Annotated in this window: 11 protein-coding genes and 1 tRNA gene; 10 read left to right on the top strand and 2 right to left on the bottom strand. The window is 71.0% G+C overall.

All coding sequences use genetic code 11. From position 1 onward, the window contains the following. The first annotated feature begins 67 nt into the window (after positions 1-67). From topA to OG338_RS13125, 5 genes are all read left to right on the top strand, one after another. Positions 68-2896 carry a type I DNA topoisomerase gene (gene topA, locus OG338_RS13145; protein WP_405937515.1) on the top strand — a complete coding sequence of 943 codons (2829 nt, stop codon included), beginning with the start codon at positions 68-70 and terminating at the stop codon, positions 2894-2896. 158 nt (positions 2897-3054) lie between these two features. Beyond that, entirely contained in the window at positions 3055-6393 is a 3339-nt protein-coding gene (gene tmk, locus OG338_RS13140) for a dTMP kinase (RefSeq protein ID WP_405937514.1), read from the top strand. Between the two features lie 148 nt (positions 6394-6541). Continuing rightward, positions 6542-7747, top strand: coding sequence for a DNA polymerase III subunit delta' (locus tag OG338_RS13135; protein WP_405937513.1), 1206 nt, complete (start codon positions 6542-6544; stop codon positions 7745-7747). 108 nt (positions 7748-7855) lie between these two features. Continuing rightward, the gene (locus OG338_RS13130; RefSeq protein ID WP_405937512.1) at positions 7856-9406 is read left to right on the top strand and encodes an alpha/beta hydrolase; all 1551 of its coding nucleotides are present in this window, start codon (positions 7856-7858) and stop codon (positions 9404-9406) included. Positions 9407-9505: 99 nt separating this feature from the next. Further along, positions 9506-9579, top strand: a tRNA-Thr gene (locus OG338_RS13125). Between the two features lie 127 nt (positions 9580-9706). Here OG338_RS13125 and OG338_RS13120 read toward each other — a convergent pair. After that, positions 9707-11380 (bottom strand): tyrosine-type recombinase/integrase, encoded by a 1674-nt coding sequence (locus OG338_RS13120; RefSeq protein WP_405937511.1) that lies wholly within the window; start codon positions 11378-11380, stop codon positions 9707-9709. Further along, positions 11377-12078: a helix-turn-helix domain-containing protein gene (locus tag OG338_RS13115; RefSeq protein WP_003949672.1), complete on the bottom strand. Its 702-nt coding sequence runs from the start codon at positions 12076-12078 to the stop codon at positions 11377-11379. Before OG338_RS13115 ends, OG338_RS13120 begins: the two co-directional genes overlap by 4 nt. Before the next feature lie 94 nt (positions 12079-12172). Here OG338_RS13115 and OG338_RS13110 point away from each other — a divergent pair, with 94 nt between their 5' ends. From OG338_RS13110 to OG338_RS13090, 5 genes are all read left to right on the top strand, one after another. Then, complete coding sequence (locus tag OG338_RS13110) at positions 12173-12403, top strand: hypothetical protein (RefSeq protein ID WP_037630553.1); 231 nt, start codon at positions 12173-12175, stop codon at positions 12401-12403. Positions 12404-12636: 233 nt separating this feature from the next. Next, positions 12637-13932 (top strand): DUF3631 domain-containing protein, encoded by a 1296-nt coding sequence (locus tag OG338_RS13105; protein ID WP_405937510.1) that lies wholly within the window; start codon positions 12637-12639, stop codon positions 13930-13932. 419 nt (positions 13933-14351) lie between these two features. Next, entirely contained in the window at positions 14352-15206 is an 855-nt protein-coding gene (locus OG338_RS13100; protein WP_405937509.1) for a DUF2637 domain-containing protein, read from the top strand. Between the two features lie 323 nt (positions 15207-15529). Beyond that, on the top strand, positions 15530-16090 hold the full coding sequence (locus OG338_RS13095; protein WP_405937508.1) for a MobC family plasmid mobilization relaxosome protein: 561 nt from the start codon (positions 15530-15532) through the stop codon (positions 16088-16090). Then, positions 16087-17799 carry a relaxase/mobilization nuclease domain-containing protein gene (locus OG338_RS13090; protein WP_405937507.1) on the top strand — a complete coding sequence of 571 codons (1713 nt, stop codon included), beginning with the start codon at positions 16087-16089 and terminating at the stop codon, positions 17797-17799. Before OG338_RS13095 ends, OG338_RS13090 begins: the two co-directional genes overlap by 4 nt. The last annotated feature ends 96 nt before the right edge of the window (positions 17800-17895 follow it).

The following is a 17895-nucleotide window of genomic DNA, read 5'->3' as shown; positions in this document are numbered from 1 at the left end:
CACTGTCGGCAGCGCCCTCGCGCTGCCCCGGATGCCCACCGAGCGTCGACCGGAGAGAAGAGCGAAGTTGTCCCCGACCAGCGAGACCGCACAGGGCGGCCGCCGACTCGTCATCGTCGAGTCCCCTGCCAAGGCGAAGACGATCAAGGGCTACCTCGGCCCCGGATACGTGGTCGAGGCGAGCGTCGGGCACATCCGCGACCTCCCGAACGGCGCCGCCGAGGTGCCCGACGAGTACACCGGCGAGGTGCGCCGTCTCGGCGTGGACGTCGAGCGCGACTTCCAGCCGATCTATGTCGTCAACGCGGACAAGAAAGCCCAGGTCAGGAAGCTGAAGCAGCTGCTGGCCGAGTCCGACGAACTCTTCCTCGCCACCGATGAGGACCGCGAGGGCGAAGCCATCGCGTGGCACCTCCAGGAAGTCCTGCGGCCCAAGGTCCCGGTTCACCGGATGGTCTTCCACGAGATCACCAAGGACGCGATCCGTGCCGCCGTCGCCAATCCGCGCGAGCTGAACCAGCGCATGGTCGACGCCCAGGAGACCCGCCGCATCCTCGACCGCCTCTATGGCTACGAGGTCTCGCCGGTCCTGTGGAAGAAGGTCATGCCGAAGCTTTCGGCGGGCCGCGTCCAGTCCGTCGCCACCCGGCTCGTCGTCGAGCGGGAGCGCGAGCGCATCGCCTTCCGCTCCGCCGAGTACTGGGACCTGACCGGAACCTTCGCCACCGGGCGCGGCGGCGACGCCTCCGACCCGTCCACGCTCACGGCCCGGCTCAGCGCCGTCGACGGGCGGCGCATCGCCCAGGGCCGCGACTTCGGCGCGGACGGGCAGCTGAAGTCCGCCTCCGGCCAGACGCTGCACCTGGACGAGGCGAACGCCCGGGCCCTGGCCGCCGCGCTCGCGGACTCCGCGTTCGCCGTGCGGTCCGTCGAGTCGAAGCCGTACCGACGCTCCCCGTACGCTCCCTTCCGTACGACGACCCTCCAGCAGGAGGCGAGCCGGAAGCTGGGCTTCGGGGCGAAGGCCACGATGCAGGTCGCGCAGAAGCTGTACGAGAACGGCTTCATCACCTATATGCGTACCGACTCCACGACCCTCTCGGACACCGCGGTCTCCGCGGCCCGGGCGCAGGTCACGCAGTTGTACGGGGCGAACTACCTGCCCGAGAAGCCGCGTACGTACGCCGGCAAGGTCAAGAACGCGCAGGAGGCGCACGAGGCGATCCGCCCCTCCGGCGACCGCTTCCGCACCCCTGCCGAGACCGGCCTCACCGGTGACCAGTTCCGGCTGTACGAGCTGATCTGGAAGCGGACCGTCGCCTCCCAGATGAAGGACGCGACCGGTAACTCGGTCACCGTCAAGATCGGCGGCCGGGCGAGCGACGGGCGGGACGCCGAATTCTCCGCGTCCGGCAAGACGATCACCTTCCACGGCTTCATGAAGGCGTACGTCGAGGGCGCCGACGACCCGAACGCCGAGCTGGACGACCGCGAGCGGCGGCTGCCGCAGGTCGCCGAGGGCGACGCGCTGTCCGCCGACGAGATCTCGGTCGACGGCCACGCGACGAAGCCGCCCGCCCGGTACACCGAGGCGTCGCTGGTCAAGGAGCTCGAAGAGCGCGAGATCGGCCGGCCGTCGACGTACGCCTCGATCATCGGGACGATTCTCGACCGCGGCTATGTCTTCAAGAAGGGCACCGCCCTGGTGCCGTCGTTCCTCTCGTTCGCCGTGGTCAACCTGCTGGAGAAGCACTTCGGCCGGCTCGTGGACTACGACTTCACGGCCCGTATGGAGGATGACCTCGACCGCATCGCGCGCGGTGAGGCCCAGTCCGTGCCGTGGCTGAAGCGGTTCTACTTCGGTACGCAGGAGGGCGACGACGCTGCCGGTGCGGGGGCGGCCTCCGACGCGGGCAACGGCGACGGCGACCACCTCGGCGGGCTCAAGGAGCTCGTCACCGACCTCGGTGCGATCGACGCGCGGGAGATCTCGTCCTTCCCCGTCGGCAACGACATCAAACTGCGCGTCGGCCGCTACGGCCCGTACATCGAGCGCGGCGAGAAGGACTCCGAGGGCCACCAGCGCGCGGATGTTCCCGAGGACCTGGCGCCCGACGAGCTGTCCGTCGAGTACGCGGAGGAGCTGCTGGCCAAGCCGAGCGGCGACTTCGAGCTCGGCGCGGACCCGGTCAGCGGGAACCAGATCGTCGCCAAGGACGGCCGTTACGGGCCGTACGTCACCGAGGTGCTGCCCGAGGGCACGCCGAAGACCGGCAAGAACGCGGTGAAGCCGCGGACGGCCTCGCTGTTCAAGTCGATGTCGATCGACACGGTGACGCTGGCCGACGCGCTCAAGCTGATGTCGCTGCCGCGAGTGGTCGGCGTGGATGCCGAAGGCGTCGAGATCACGGCGCAGAACGGGCGTTACGGGCCGTACCTGAAGAAGGGCACGGACTCGCGGTCGCTGACCTCCGAGGACCAGATCTTCGACATCACGCTCGAAGAGGCGCTGGCGATCTACGCGCAGCCGAAGCAGCGGGGGCGGGCCGCGGCCAAGCCGCCGCTGAAGGAGCTGGGCACGGATCCGGTGAGCGGGGCTCCGGTTGTCGTGAAGGACGGGCGGTTCGGTCCTTACGTCACCGATGGGGAGACGAACGCGACGCTGCGTACCGGGGACAGTGTCGAGGACATCACGCCGGAGCGGGGGTTCGAGCTGCTGGCGGAGAAGCGGGCCAAGGGGCCGGCCAAGAAGAAGACGACGAAGAAGGCTGCGGCCAAGAAGGCGCCGGCCAAGAAGGCTGCGGCTACGAAGAAGGCTGCGGCGGCGAAGAAGACGACGGCCAAGAAGACGACGGCCAAGAAGGCCACGGCGAAGAAGGCTGCTGCGGAGGAGTAGGCGGGCCGGGTGGGGTGGGGCGCCTGTGGCGGGCGTCTTCCCCTACCCGCCCCTTCCCGAAACCGGGGCTCTGCCCCGGGCCCCGCGCCTCAAACGCCGGCGGGGCTGGATTGGCGGGCGGGGCACGGGGGATGTGGGTGTCCCGTTAGGCTGGGCGGATGACGCGAGCCGAGCAGCCTACGGTCGTGAGCCCCACCTCCGACGCACTTGCCGCAGACTCACGCGAGCGTGCCGCACGAGCCCTGTTGCGTGTTCCTCCGCTGAAGCGGTTGTGGAGCGCCCAGCTCGTCGGCGGTACCGGCGATGCACTCGCCCTTCTCGTGCTGGTGCTGCTGTCGCTGCAAGCGGCGGTTCTGGAGGGCTCACTCGGGACGGGATACCGGGGGGCGGCCTTTGCCGTCGCCGCGGTGTTCGGGGCCCGGATCATTTCCACCCTGCTCTTCGGAGCCGTACTTCTCGGGCCGTTGACGTCGCTCACGGCACCGGGCGGGCCGGTCGACCGGCGGTGGCTGATGATCGGGGCCGACGGGCTGCGGCTCCTGCTGCTCGTCGTCGCGCCCCTGTGGATCGACTGGACGCCCGCCAACGCGCTCACGATGATCCTCGTCACCGTCTTCGTGGCCGGAGCGGCCGAACGGCTCTGGACCGTCGCCAAGGAGAGCGCGGCGCCCGCGCTGCTGCCCGCCCCGCCGATCGAGGGCGCCGCCGTGCGCCCGCTGCCGGACCACCTCGACGCACTGCGCCGGCTGTCCCTGCGTACGGACTTCGCGGCCGTTCCGCTTGCCGCCGCCGTGCTGCTGGTGGCGACGGTGATCGGCGGTCTGCTGGGCTCCGGCCTGGACTGGTTCTCTTTCCACCAGGCGGCCCTCGGTTCGTACGTCGCGGCCGGGCTGTTCTCCGCCTCCATCTCGACCCTGTACTTCCTGGAACTGCCCGGTACGCAGACGCCTCGCCCGCGCTCGCCCCTGGAGGGGTTGCGCCGGCCGTCCGCGGGGAAGGGCCCCGACAAGGGCCGCACCGGTTCCATCCCGCTGATCGTCGCCACCTGCGCGGCGGTCGCCGGAGCCATCGCGGCCGCGGCCGCCGTCGCCGTGCTGCACGCCAGCGACCTCGGCGGCGGGCCCGTCACCCTCGCCCTGCTGGTTCTGGCCCTCACCGGCGGTACGGGTGTGGGCATCCGTACGGCGGGGAAGGTGCTGCCCACCCTGTCGCGGCGGCGGATGCTCTCGCTCGCCACCGCCGTCACGGGCATCGCCCTCCTGGTGATGGGCCTCGTCCCGGACACCGCGACCGTCGTCCTGCTCGCCGTACTCGCCGGATACGCGGCGGGCGTCGCCGCGAACACCGGTCATGTCCTGGTCGACCAGGAGACCGAGGAGGCCCGCCGGACCAGGATCACCGAGCACCTCCAGGCCGTCGTCCGGATTCTCATCGCCCTCGGCGCGGTCGGCGGACCCCTGGTCGCCGCGGCCATCGGCACCCACCGGCTGACCGTCGGCGACTTCGTCTTCGCGCACGGCGGCGCCGCGTTCACTCTGATGCTGGTCGGCGCCCTGCTGCTGCCCGTCGCGGTCATCGTCCTCGCGAAGACGGACGACCGCTCCGGCGTACCGCTGCGGCGCGATCTGCGCGAGGCGCTGCGCGGTGGCGACCCGGCCGTCGCGCCCGCCGCGAACGGGTTCTTCATCGCCCTGGAGGGCGGCGACGGAGCCGGCAAGTCCACCCAGGTCGAGGCGCTCGCCGACTGGATCCGGGCCAAGGGCCACGAGGTCGTCGTCACCCGTGAGCCGGGCGCGACCCCGATCGGGAAGCGGCTGCGGTCCATCCTGCTCGACGTGTCGTCGGCCGGGCTCTCCAACCGGGCCGAGGCCCTGCTGTACGCCGCCGACCGCGCCGAGCACGTCGACTCGGTCGTCCGCCCGGCCCTGGAGCGCGGCGCGATCGTCATCTCCGACCGCTACATCGACTCGTCCGTCGCCTACCAGGGCGCGGGCCGCGATCTGGCTCCCACCGAGATCGCCCGCATCTCGCGCTGGGCGACGAGTGGCCTCGTACCGCACCTGACCGTCCTCCTGGACGTCGCGCCCGAGACCGCGAGGGAACGGTTCACCGAGGCGCCCGACCGGCTGGAGTCCGAGCCGCCCGAGTTTCACGCCCGGGTGCGTTCCGGCTTCCTGACCCTGGCCGCGGCCGACCCGACGCGCTACCTCGTGGTGGATGCCGGGCAGGAACCGGAGGCCATCACCACCGTCGTACGCCACCGCCTCGACCAGGTCCTGCCGCTCTCCGAGGCCGAGATCAGGGCCCGCGAGGAGGCCCGCAAGGCCGCCGAGGAAGAGGCCAGGCGCCGCGCCGAGGAAGAGGCCGCCCGCAAGGCCGAGGAGGAGCGCCTGGAGCGCGAGCGGCAGGAACAGCTCGCCAAGCTCCGTGCCGAGGAGGAGGAGCGCAAGCGCCGCGAGGAGGAGGAAGCCCGCCGCCGCGAGGCCGAGCGCCAGGCGGAGGAGGCCCGGCAGCGCGCCGAGGAGGCCAGGCTCCGGGTAGAGGAGGAAGCCGCCCGCAAGGCCGAGGAGGAACGGCAGCGTGCCGAGGAGGCGCGCCGCGTCGCCGAGGCCGAGCGTGCGCGCCGCGAGGCCGAGGAAGCGGCCTACGAAGCGGAGCAGGCGCGGCTGCGTCGGCAGGCGGAAGAGGAATCCCGGCTCCGCAAGGAGGCCGAGGCCGCGCGGCTGGAGAAGCAGCGCAAGGCCGAGGAGGCCCTGCTCCGGGCCGAGGCCGCCCGCCGACAGGCTGAAGCGGAGGCCCAGGCGAAGGCTCGGGCCGAAGCGGCTGCCGCCGAGGAGCGGGCCCGTGAGCGGGCCGCCCGCGAGGAGGAGGCCCGCGCCCTGGCCGAGCGGCAGGAAGCCCGCGCCCGGGCCGCCCGGGAGGAGGAATCCCGGCTGCGGCAGGACTCCGGGGAGTCCCCGGAGGCCGGCGGTTCCGGCGGCGGCGGCGAGCCCGCCGGGCCCGACAACGAGCTGACCGTGCCCACGCCGATCGTGGACCCGAACGAGATCACGCAGCCCGTTCCCGCGCCCGGGGACGCGGCGCCCGGGGATGCGGCGTCCGGTTCCGGCCGGGGGCGCGGCCCCTGGCCGTCCGACCAGGACGAGACGACGGTGATCCCGAAGTTCTCGGACGACTCCGAGGAGACGACCGTGCTGCCCGCCGTGCAGGACACCGGGCGCGGTGCCGGCGCACAGGACTCCGACCCGGCCGGCCGGGTGCCGCGCGGGATCTTCCGGGACGAGCGGCCGGCGGAGGGCGACAACGAGCGCACCCGTGAGCTGCCGCAGATCACCGACCCGCACGCGGAGCGGCAGCGGCCCCGGCGCCCCCGGCCCGACTGGGCGGAGGAGACCCCGCTGGACGACCTGCCCAGCCTGGCCGACGAGCTGCTGGGCGGTTACGACGACGAGGGCCCGGAGTCCTCGGGCGGCCGGGGACGACGGCCGCGCCGCTGACCGGGACACCCTTACGGGACGACGCCGATGGCCCCTCACCTTTCCCTGGTGTGGGGCCATCGGCGTCCGTGTTGTCGGACCCGTCCCGCACAATGGGAGACCGGAGCGACGGGAGCCACGCGTCGAGCGAAGCGGAAAGGCGGTGCCCATGTCCGTATGGGACGACCTGGTCGGCCAGGACCGGGTGCAGGAGCAGCTGGGCGCCGCCGCCCGGGACGCCGATGTGCTGGTCACCGCCGACGCGGTGGGGGAGCCGGTGCCGCCCGGCTCGAAGATGACGCACGCCTGGCTGTTCACCGGTCCGCCGGGCTCCGGGCGCTCCACCGCCGCCCGGGCCTTCGCCGCCGCCCTCCAGTGCACGAGCCCCGACCGCGCGCTGGGCGGGGCGCCGGGCTGCGGCTTCTGCGACGGCTGCCACACCAGCCTCATCGGTACGCATGCGGACGTCGACGTGATCCGCACCGACCTGCTCTCCATCGGCGTGAAGGAGACCCGTGAGCTGGTGCGCCGCGCCCAGCTCTCGCCGGCCGTCGGGCGCTGGCAGGTCATCGTCATGGAGGACGCCGACCGCCTCACCGAGGGCGCGGGCAACGTCCTGCTGAAGGCGGTGGAGGAGCCCGCCCCGCGCACGGTGTGGCTGCTCTGCGCGCCCTCGCTGGAGGACGTGCTGCCGACGATCCGGTCGCGGTGCCGCCACCTCACCCTGCGCACCCCGCCGGTCGACGCCGTCGCCGACGTCCTGGTGCGCCGGGACGGCATCGACCCGGAGCGGGCCGCCGCCGCCGCCCGCGCGACGCAGGGGCACATCGGCCGGGCGCGCCGCCTCGCTACGGACGAGCGGGCCCGGGCGCGGCGGGCCGCGGTGCTGAAACTGCCGCTGCGCGTCGAGGACGTCGGGGGGTGCCTCAAGGCGGCGCAGGAGCTGATCGACACCGCGACCGAGGACGCGAAGCAGGCGTCCGAAGAGGTGGACGCGAAGGAGACGGAGGACATGAAGGCAGCGCTCGGGGCCGCCGCCGGAGGCCGGATGCCGCGTGGCACGGCCGGGGTGATGAAGGAGCTGGAGGACAAGCAGAAGCGCCGCAAGACCCGCACCCAGCGCGACAGCCTCGACCTGGCGCTCACCGAGCTGACCGGCTTCTACCGCGATGTGCTCGCCTTGCAGTTCGGCTCGCGGATCGCGATAGCCAACGCCGACGCCGAGGACGCCCTGGACCGTGTCGCCCGCGCGTCCACTCCGGAGCGCACGTTGCGCCGGATCGAGGCGGTGTCGGCCTGCCGCCGCGCCCTGGACCGCAATGTGGCGCCGCTGCTGGCGGTGGAGGCGATGACGATGGCGCTGCGCGCGGGCTGAGACGGGTCTTCCGGCCTTGCGGTACGGGCGGGGCGGTGCGCATCGTGCTGAATCACCCGAAAGAGCGAGGAATCGGGTGAACGGCGAGGCGGCGGCTACGCTCCGGGCATGGACACCAGGCGCCCGTTCCGCACCCTCGCCCTCGCGCTCGGCACCGCCGGCCTGCTCGTCTCCGGGTGCAGCGGTGGCGACGCGTCGTCGGGAGCCACGTCCTCCGCCGACGCGGCGTCCGCCTCGCCCTCGGCGGTCCCGGCGGCCCTGAAGACGTACTACGCGCAGCACCTCAGCTGGCGGGACTGCGGAGTCAGCGGCTTCCAGTGCACGACGATGAAGGCGCCGCTGGATTACGCGAAGCCGGACGGCGGCGACATCAAGCTGGCCGTCTCGCGGAAGAAGGCGACCGGCCCAGGCAAGCGGATCGGCTCTCTCCTGGTCAACCCGGGCGGCCCAGGCGGATCGGCCATCGGCTATCTCCAGGGCTACGCCGGGATCGGCTACCCCGCCCAGGTGCGGGCCCGCTACGACATGGTGGCCGTCGATCCGCGCGGGGTGGCGCGCAGCGAGCCCGTCGAGTGTCTGACCGGGCCGCAGATGGACGCGTACACGCAGGTGGACCAGACCCCGGACGACGACGCCGAGGTCACGAAGCTGAGTGATGCCTTCGAGAAGTTCGCCGCGGGCTGCGAGAAGCGCTCGGGCGAGGTGCTTCCGCATGTCTCGACCGTGGAGACCGCCCGCGACATGGACATGCTGCGCGCCCTGCTCGGCGACGAGCGGCTGAACTACGTGGGCGCGTCGTACGGGACGTTCCTGGGCGCGACGTACGCCGAGCTGTTCCCCGGCCGCACCGGCCGGCTGGTCCTCGACGGGGCGATGGACCCCTCGCTCTCGTCGGTGGAGCTGAACCGGGCGCAGACGGCGGGGTTCGAGACGGCGTTCCAGTCGTTCGCGCAGGACTGCGTGAAGCAGTCGGACTGCCCGCTCGGGAGCACGTCCGCCTCCGATGCGGCGGACCGGCTGAAGAAGCTCTTCGCCGGCCTGGACCAGGACCCGATCCCCACGGGCGACTCCCGCGAGCTGGGCGAATCGCTCGCCACGACGGGGGTCATCGCGGCGATGTACGACGAGTCGGCCTGGTCCCAGCTGCGCACGGCGCTGGCCGGTGCCGAGTCGGGCGACGGCTCCGGGCTGCTGGCCCTGGCCGACAGCTACTACGAGCGGGAGCCGAGCGGCAAGTACGCCAATCTGATGTTCGCCAACGCCGCGGTGAACTGCCTCGACCTCCCGCCCGCCTTCACCGGCCCCGAGGCCGTCGAGAAGGCGCTCCCCTCCTTCGAGAAGGCGTCCCCGGTCTTCGGCCGGGGCTTCGCCTGGGCGGCCCTGAACTGCGGCCACTGGCCCGTCCCCGCCACCGGCACCGCCCACCGCATCGAGGCGAAGGGCGCCGCCCCCATCGTCGTCGTCGGCACCACCCGCGACCCGGCCACCCCCTACGCCTGGGCCGAGTCCCTGGCGGGCCAGCTCTCCTCGGGCACCCTCCTCACCTACGAGGGCGACGGCCACACCGCGTACGGACGCGGCAGCGACTGCATCGACACCGCGATCAACACGTACCTCCTGGAGGGCACCCCGCCGCCCGCGCACAAGAAGTGCACCTGACCTGCGAGAACGATGCCCAAGCAGGCTGGTTCGGAGCACCCCCGGAAACTGTGTAGACTTGGCGTCGCTACTGATCGCATCATGGTGCGAACAGGGCGCGCCGCCTTAGCTCAGTTGGCCAGAGCAACGCACTCGTAATGCGTAGGTCTCGGGTTCGAATCCCGAAGGCGGCTCAGAAGAACCCCAGGTCACATAGCCCGTGACCTGGGGTTTTCTGTTGCTCAGGGCATGACGCGTCACACGGCCTGGATGCCGAGACTTTGCTTGCGTGAGCGATGCGTGAGCGGAGCCGCTCGGTACCTACTTCTTGGGCTTGCGGCGGGTGGCCTTCTTGGCGGCCTTGGCCTGGGCTTTCACCTTGTCCCGCTTCGGCTTGCCGCCGCCCTTGCTGCCCTTGCCGACGTCGGCCGCCTTGGCCGCAGCCTTCCTGGCCTTCTCCTTCTTCGCGGCCTTGCGCGCGGCCTTCTCGGCCTCGGCCTTGCGCTGGAGGGGGACAAGCTTCGCGGTGGCCTCGGCGGCGCTCTTGCCGACGTGGGGGAGGACGCTCTGGTAGATGTCCCGCGTGATGCGGGTGTCGCTGTGCCCGAGGGTGTCCGACACGATCTTGATGTCGATGTCGGCGGCGAGCATGAGGGTGGCAGCGCCGTGGCGCAGATCGTGCAGGCGGATCGGCGGGAGACCGGAGGCGGCGACGAGGCGCTCGAAGAGGTCGGTCACCTTGCCGGGGTGGAGCCAGGAGCCGTCTTCCTGGGTGAAGACGTGGCCGGTCTCGACCCAGGCTGTGCCCCATTCTTCTCGGGCCGTTTCCTGCCGTTCGCGGTGGTGCTTCAGGACGTCGACGGTGTCGTCGTCGAGGGCGACCACGCGGGAGCCGCTGTCGGTCTTGGGGTCGGACGCTTCCACCTCCCAGCCGTCCTGGACGAGTTGAGAGGAGACGGTGAGGAAGTGGGTGTCGAGGTTCGTCTCCGACCACGGCTGGCCGCACGTCTCGCCTCGGCGCAGGCCGCGGAACGCGATCAGGTGCCACATCGCGTACAGCCGGTCCTCGGCGACGAAGTCGAGGAACGCGCCGGTCTGCTGAGGAGTCCAGACCATCACGGGGGACGGCTTCTCGGCCGTCTGCCCCCACTTGGCGACCCGCTCGTCCGTCCACACGAGCGCCTTCGGCTTGCGTACGGGGTCGATCTCGACGTGGGCGGCGGGGTTGAACGTGATGATCTGCTGCCCGATCGCATCGTTCAGGGCCGCGCGAAGGGTGGCCTTGATGTGCTGGCGCGTGGCAGGGCCGGTGATGCGGCGGAAGGGCGGCATCTCGTCGATCGCGACCTTCATGGCTTTGCGGCGGGCGCGGTTCCCGATGCCCTTCCACGGCACCGTCGCCAGCTCGTCAAGCGCGGCCCTTCGCTGGGCGTTGTCCTCCATGATCTGGGCGTTGGCCTCGCGAATCTCGGTGAACATCTCGCTGAGGTGGCTGACCCGCAGCCGGTCCAGCCGCCGGTTGCCGATGCGGGGCTTCAGGTGGACGCGGATGTCGGTCTCGTAGCGGTTGAGGCCGGACTTGCGTATGCGCTTGCCGGCCAGCCAACGGTCGAGCCATTCGGCGACGGTCAGGCTGCCGATGAGGTCCTGACCGGAGTTGAGGCGCCGCCGCGTCTCCTCAACCTCGGGTAGAGGAGATCGCTCGCGGCTGACCTCGGCCAGCATCTCGGCGATGAGTTCGGTGCCCTCGGGGTCGTCCGAGTCGGCGAGCCCGAGGAGGGCGCGTACGTGGTCGAGGTCGGCCTGGGCTGCCTTGAGACTGGCGTATCCGCCACGGGCGAAGGAGCGGCGGCTGCCGTCCTCGCGGGGTGAGAGCTCCTGTCGTACGGAGTAGGTGCAGTGGTTCCTGCTGTTGCGCTTGGGGCAGGAGGTGCCGAGTTCCTTGCCGGTCTTCGGGTCGCGGCAGGAGCAGCGGCGGTAGGTGGAGCCCTTCAAAGATCATTCTCCTCGCTGGTTTCGGGATCGCTCCCGGATGAGTCGATCACGTCGGCCAGGTCGGGCCACAGGAACGGGGGCGTGACGCCCTCTTCCTCGATGAAGGCGCGAACTCTGCGCAGGCGGTCTTCTGCGTCGTCGGCCGTCTCGGCGGCGCGGGCCTGGGAGCGGAGGGCCTCGGCCTTCCGGTCGGCATTCGGGGCGGTCTGGGCGTGGTAGCGCGCGTACTCCTCGTCGCGTCGCGCACTTCGCAGCCGCTCCTGGGCGGCGTGATGGGCTCGGAAGTAGCGGAGCATGTCGTCGTCCGCGCCGAGATCGGTCTCCTCCCCCGTGAACCAGCGCAGCGCATCCAGGGTGGAAGTGGAGTCCTGGAGCGGGAGCCGCTGCACGTCCTCGATGTAGCCCACGGGATAGAGGAGGCAGATGGGTGGGGTGTTCAGGGCTTCGGCCAGCACCATGACGTCGACCAAGGGCAGGTTGGAGCGGCGTCCGGACTCCATGTTGGCGATGACGTTGCGGGGGATCGGATGGCCGATCTCCGCGCACCTGTCGGCCAAGTCCTGTGCGCTCCAACCCAGTTCCTTCCGTCGTCTGCGGACCTCGGCGGCCACGGTGGCCATGACCTGGTCCACCCACTCCGGGACGTCGTCCTCGTCGTCGGCCTTGCTCGATCCATGGTGACTTCGGCGTTGTGTCATACAGACACATTAGCTCGCTTAGCGTTGATTCCAAGACCTGGAGACGGACGCGGAGGTCGCGTTCGCCGTGGGCTCAGTCATGGATGGAGTGCGCATGCGCCAGAACGAGGACGCCGGAGGGGCGAAGGGGATGAGTCGCGAGGAGCTTCTGGGGCTCCCGGCGGCCGTTGACCTGGAGACGGGTAACCGCGCGTTGGGGCTCGGCCGGAGCAAGGGCTACGAGTTGGCCAAGCGCGGCCAGTACCCGTGCAAGGTGCTCAGGCTCGGGAACGCCTACCGGGTGGTGACGGCAGACCTGTTGGCCTTGCTGGGGCTGGCCGCATGAGGCGTCTGATGCGCCGTAGGCGCTTCTGCGCTGAGCTGACACAGAAACGCTGGACTGTGGCACGCCGTGGACGTACTGTCCGTGGTCGCTCGCGGTACCGAGACCCCCGCGAGAAGAGGGAGAGCCTCCGACGGTGCAACGCCGGAGGCTCCAGGACTCCCCAGCAATCCCGTGAGATCCGACCCGGCGGCAAGGGCGTGCAAGCCCGCAGCCGCCAGACAAGGAGCCGCCCAGTGCAACCCGAGAACCCCGACTCCTATTCCACCCCCGCCCGAGCGGCCTGGCCCGCCACGGCCATCCCCGGCCGGCCCGGCACTCATCTGGGTCCGGCCCAGGCCGCCTATGCCACATCGGAGATGCACGATGGTCCGGCTGACGGCAGCGAGGCGGACCCGGCAAGCGGTCTGGAGACCATTCCCGACGCGGAGCCGACGCCAGGCTCGGATCTGCTGGACGAACTGCGCTCCCAGATAGCCCAGTTCGTGGTTCCGCCCTCTCCCGAGGCGCTGGACGCGACCACCCTCTGGGTGGCGGCGACGCAGCTCCAGCCCGCCTGGCAGCACGCCCCTCGGCTGGCAGTGGTGGGACCTGCGAAACGGTGCGGGAAGTCGCGACTCCTGGACGTGCTGACCGAGACGGTCCACGAGCCGATGCTCACCATCAACACCACACCAGCGGCCATCTTCCGCTCGATCAACGAGGAGGAGCCACCGACGCTGCTGGTGGACGAGGCCGACACCATCTTCGGCCTCAAGGTCGCGGAGAAGAACGAGGAGACACGCGGACTCCTCAACGCCGGCCACCAGCGCGGCCGGTACGTCACCCGGGTCGTTGGCAACGACCACACCCCGCACAGGTTCGCCACCTTCGCCATGGCGGCCATCGCGGGGATCGGTGACCTGCCGGACACCGTCATGGATCGATCCGTCGTCATCCGTATGCGCCGCAGGGCCGAGGGCGAGAAGGTCAAACCCTTCCGCTCGCGACGCGACATCCCGGCCCTGCACGAACTGCGCGACCGTATCCGTGCCTGGGCTTTCCCGCTACTGGAGGACGCTTCGAGCCTGGAGCCGGAGATGCCGGTCGAGGATCGAGCCGCCGACACCTGGGAGCCTCTGGTGATCATCGCGGACCTGGCCGGCGGTCGCTGGCCACGGCTTGCGCGGATCGCGTGCGCACGGATGGTCGCGGCCGAGGTGGCAGCTGAGGAGGACCACCCGAGGGCGCGGATCCTCGCTGACATTCGACGGGTCTTCTTCGCGCAGTGGGAGGCGGACAGCCTCTCCACCGAAGACCTCCTGCACCACCTGAACGCGGATGCCGAAGCCCCGTGGGGAGAGCGTGGACGCTACGGCCTGACCTCCCGGGAGCTCAGCGGGATGCTGCGCGACTACGACATCCGGCCCGGCAACGTGCGCATGGCCGACCGGACTCAGCGCAAGGGCTACACGCGCAACAAGTTCCTGGACGCCTGGCGGCGGTACTGCCCGACCGTCCACCCGGTCGACGCTCGGCGTGGCGAAAGCTGACCCCCACCTCCCTGGTTGCCGTACTTGCCGTCCCTGCCGTGATCGTGCAGGTCAGGGCACACAGCAGCAAGACGGCAGCCGAGGGCAAGACGGCAGCGCACGCGCCTGAGCACGTGCAGCCAGCAGGGGGACGGCGTCCAGCTCCGTCTTGCCCCGTCCCAGGCGTCTTCGCCGTATCGCAGCAGGTCACAGTCCTGCTCGCTGGGACGGCTGCCGCGACCGGCCGTCCCAGCGGATGCAGGCGCCCGGACACGAGCCGGGGCGGATCCGCCTCACCCCTGTCCCGAGTCGGGACAAGACGCCAGAGCTTCCCGTCAAGACGGCACGTCCAGCGCGCTGCCGTACCGCGCTGACCTGCACGTGCAACGCACAAGACGGCAAAGACGCCCCTCACCCACTACCCCCAAGGAGATTCCCGCTTGACCGCTCCGCACCTCACCACGTCATCACCGCAGACACGAGATGACGTCCCAGCCGAAGGGCAGCGCCCGAAGCGTGCCGACGCAGAGCAGCTCGTGCTCGGCGCTGCCGGCATCGTCATCGTGGTTCTGACAGCCGGAGCGTTCTGGCTGTCCTACGCGCACCTCGCCGATGTCGCAGGCCCGCACGGGCTTGGCGCATCCCCCATCCGCCGATGGGCCTGGCCCGCCACCCTGGACGCGTTCATCGTCGCCGGCGAACTGTTCATGCTGCGCGCTGCGCTCCGGCGTACGACCGACCTCTGGGCGGTCGCCGTAACCGCTGCCGGATCGGTCGGCTCTATCGCACTGAACGTCGCTGGGGTCAGCGACGCGGACAGCGAGCGCAGCGTTCCGCTCCTCGACTACGTGGTCGCTGCCGTCCCTCCGGCCGCCGCGATGGTCGCGTTCGGCGTGCTGATGCGACAGATCCACCAGCATGTGGCATCAACCGATGCCCCATCCGGTATCGGCTCCGTAGCTGTGCGGAACCGGCCGGTCGGTGAGCACGGCGAGGGTCGACGGCAGGACGCTGCCGCCGAGGTTCCGCAAGCTTCCGGCGAGGAGCGGACGGAATCCACGTCCCCGGTGCCGAAGGCCAAACCAGTCGGCGGCCGTCCTCCGAAGGCGACCATCGAAGAACTGAAGGCCATCGGCCGGGCCGCCGGTCGCCATCACGGCAAACTCACGCGTGGCCTGCTGCGAGCTGCCGTGAAGGAACAGAACTTGACGATCGGAAGCGCGCGGCAGACCGAAGTCATGGAGTCGCTCCGGCCGGAACTCGAAGCCGCTGGCATCAAGGTCTCCGGAGGCTGACGCCTCATGTGCTCGGGTGACCGGAACCCTTCCGGTCACCCGAGCACACGCCGGTCGCCCCGCAGATCCCCACACCTGTGACAACGCGATGGCTCGCGCCACCGGGTCGCCGTGATCCTGTCCGCCGAGCCGCATCTGGAGCATCTTCCATGCAGCACAGCCAGCACCTACCTGACGACACCTCCGCTGAGCCGCCCGCCTCGGCACAGCCCCGTACGCTGCTGTCCCGACTGCGTCGGGCGTTCGGACGGGCTGCCCCGGGCGGAGCCAGTAGTACCCCGAGTCCGACTCAAGGCCGGTCTTCGGGGATCTCCGCCCCAGGGGTGGCGGAGTCGGCCCAGCACCAGGGGGCGCATGGCCGGGAGGTCGGGGCCGAGGGCGGCTCTGACCAGGACGAGCTCCACGCCGTCCAGCAGCAGATCCTCAGCCCCGCACCCGCCACCGATCCGACAGCCGGCGAACGAGCACCGCAGAGCGTGCAACCAACGATCCGCCGCTTCACCGGCACCAAGCGGACCGTCCGTGTCGGCCCGCTGCGCTTCACTGGAGACGAGCACGCCGCGCTCCAAGAGGCCGCAGCCGAGCACGGCTACAAAGGGGAATCCGGCTTCACCGCGGACATCGCCCTCGCCTTCATCACCGGCCGGTTCACAGCGAACCTGCCGCTGTCCGAGGACCGTCGCCGCACCCACATGTTCCGCGCCCAGGTACTGCGCGAACTCAACCGGATCGGCGTCAACGTCAACCAGATCGCCCGCGCACTCAACAGCGACCTCACCCCACCCGACGTACGTCACCGCCTCGACGAGCTGCACCACCTGCTGGACCTGCTCGCCCAGGCCCTGCGTGCCCCCGCCGAGGCGGAGAAGGAGCAGGCCGCGTGATAGCCGCCATCAAACCGGCCGGTACCAACACCCGTGGCCTGCTCGCCTACCTCTACGGCCCCGGCCGCCACGACGAGCACCTCGACCCGCACATCGTCACGGGCTTCGCGATGCTCGGTATGCCCGACCCCGGCCGGAACCCGGACGCCACCCTCACCCAGCTCGCCCACCACCTGGACGAGCCGGTGCATCTCCGGAACAGCGAGTTCGGGAAGAAGATCACCGACCACGTCTGGCACTGCCCCGTCCGCGCGGCCCCCGAGGACCGGCACCTCTCCGATGCCGAGTGGGCCGACATCGCCCAGCGCATCGTCGAAGCCGCCGGCATCGCCCCGCCGGGCGACGACCTCAGCTGCCGGTGGATCGCCGTACGCCACGCGGACGACCACATCCACATCCTCGCCACCACCGTCCGCGAAGACGGCCGCCGTCCCAAACTCCACGGCAGCGGCATCCATGTCGGCGACGCCTGCCGCCAGATCGAGACCGACTACGGCCTGCGCCAACTGAAGAAGAGCGACCGCACCGCCGGACGCCGCCCCACCCAGGCAGAGATGCACAAGGCTCAACGCCTCGGCTGGGAACAGACCAGCGCCGACTGGCTCCAGGACCGCATCCGCGCCGCCATCCCCCACGCCAGCAACGCCGAGGAACTCCTCGCCTACCTCGAAGCCGACGGCATCGCCATCAAACCCCGCCGCGGACCGTCCGGAGACCTCCTCGGCTACGCTGCCAGCCGCCCCGGCGACCTCAACAAGGACGGGAAACAGATCTTCCACCCCGGCGGAAAGATCGCCCCCGACCTCACCCTCCCCAAGCTCAAGGCCCGCCTCGAAACCACCGCATCCGAAGAACACCCCACCGCACGCCGACAGCGCCCCACCACCCCCTGGCACCAGGCCACTGACGCCCTCGACACCCTCCACCAGGGCATGACCGACGACACCCACGCCCAGGCCCACATCACGGCGCTCGGCGAACTCATCGAGGCCACCGCACAGAAAGCCCCTGACCACTTCCGACCAGAACTGCGAACCGCAGCACGGACATTCGCCCGCGCCCAGCGCTCCCAGATCTGCGCTGAGAACCAGGCCGCCCATACCCTGCGCCGTGCAGCCCGCGACGTCGCCCGCACCGCCACCGGTCCGGACGGCAGCGCCTTCGCCGCCCTGCTTGCCGCACTCGTCTGGGCCACGATCATCGCCGCCCGCTGGCACGAGGCGAAGAACCACGCCCACCAGGCCGAAGCCGCCCGCCAGGCCCTGCATCACCTACACACCGCCGCCGACCACGCCCTCGTCCCGGTCATCGACAACCTCGCCGCTCGTCAGCCGGGCGACCAGGCCCGCCGAACCCTGGCCCACGACGTCCGGGCCGCCGTCCCCGACCACGCCGACCGCATCCTCACCGACCCCGCCTGGCCGGCCCTCGCCACCGTCCTCGCCGACGCCGAAGCAGGCGGCCACAAACCCCACCAGCTCCTCAAGGAAGCCGCCGCTCAGCGCGAACTCACGACCGCCCGCCAACCCGCCCGCGTCCTGATCACCCGCATCCAGCACACCAGCCGCAACCCCGCACCCAACCCCCGCGCCGAAGCCGCCCGCAGGACTACGACCATGCGACTGTCCGCGACTGCACTATCGGCCGGTGTGGCTGAGCCCGCACGGTCGGCGGTCCCGGCGGAACAGAAGCACCGTCCACGTCTGTGAGGGGGAGGCGTTCGTTGGCACGGAGCCCTGCATCCAGGCAAGACCCAGTGAGTCGTGGAGCTTTGGTGCTCGCCCGCAGTTCCCCGCCGGAGCTCG

Origin of the sequence: Streptomyces sp. NBC_00726 (assembly GCF_045161735.1) — a bacterium.
Taxonomy (GTDB): Bacteria; Actinomycetota; Actinomycetes; order Streptomycetales; family Streptomycetaceae; genus Streptomyces.
This window is presented reverse-complemented; position numbering and strand designations above follow the sequence as displayed.

Excerpts from the sequence above, each read along its gene's own strand:
- tmk (WP_405937514.1), top strand. The coding sequence starts at position 3,055 with ATGACGCGAGCCGAGCAGCCTACGGTCGTGAGCCCCACCTCCGACGCA.
- OG338_RS13135 (WP_405937513.1), top strand. The coding sequence starts at position 6,542 with ATGTCCGTATGGGACGACCTGGTCGGCCAGGACCGGGTGCAGGAGCAG.
- OG338_RS13130 (WP_405937512.1), top strand. The coding sequence starts at position 7,856 with ATGGACACCAGGCGCCCGTTCCGCACCCTCGCCCTCGCGCTCGGCACC.
- OG338_RS13115 (WP_003949672.1), bottom strand. The coding sequence starts at position 12,078 with ATGACACAACGCCGAAGTCACCATGGATCGAGCAAGGCCGACGACGAG.
- OG338_RS13110 (WP_037630553.1), top strand. The coding sequence starts at position 12,173 with ATGCGCCAGAACGAGGACGCCGGAGGGGCGAAGGGGATGAGTCGCGAG.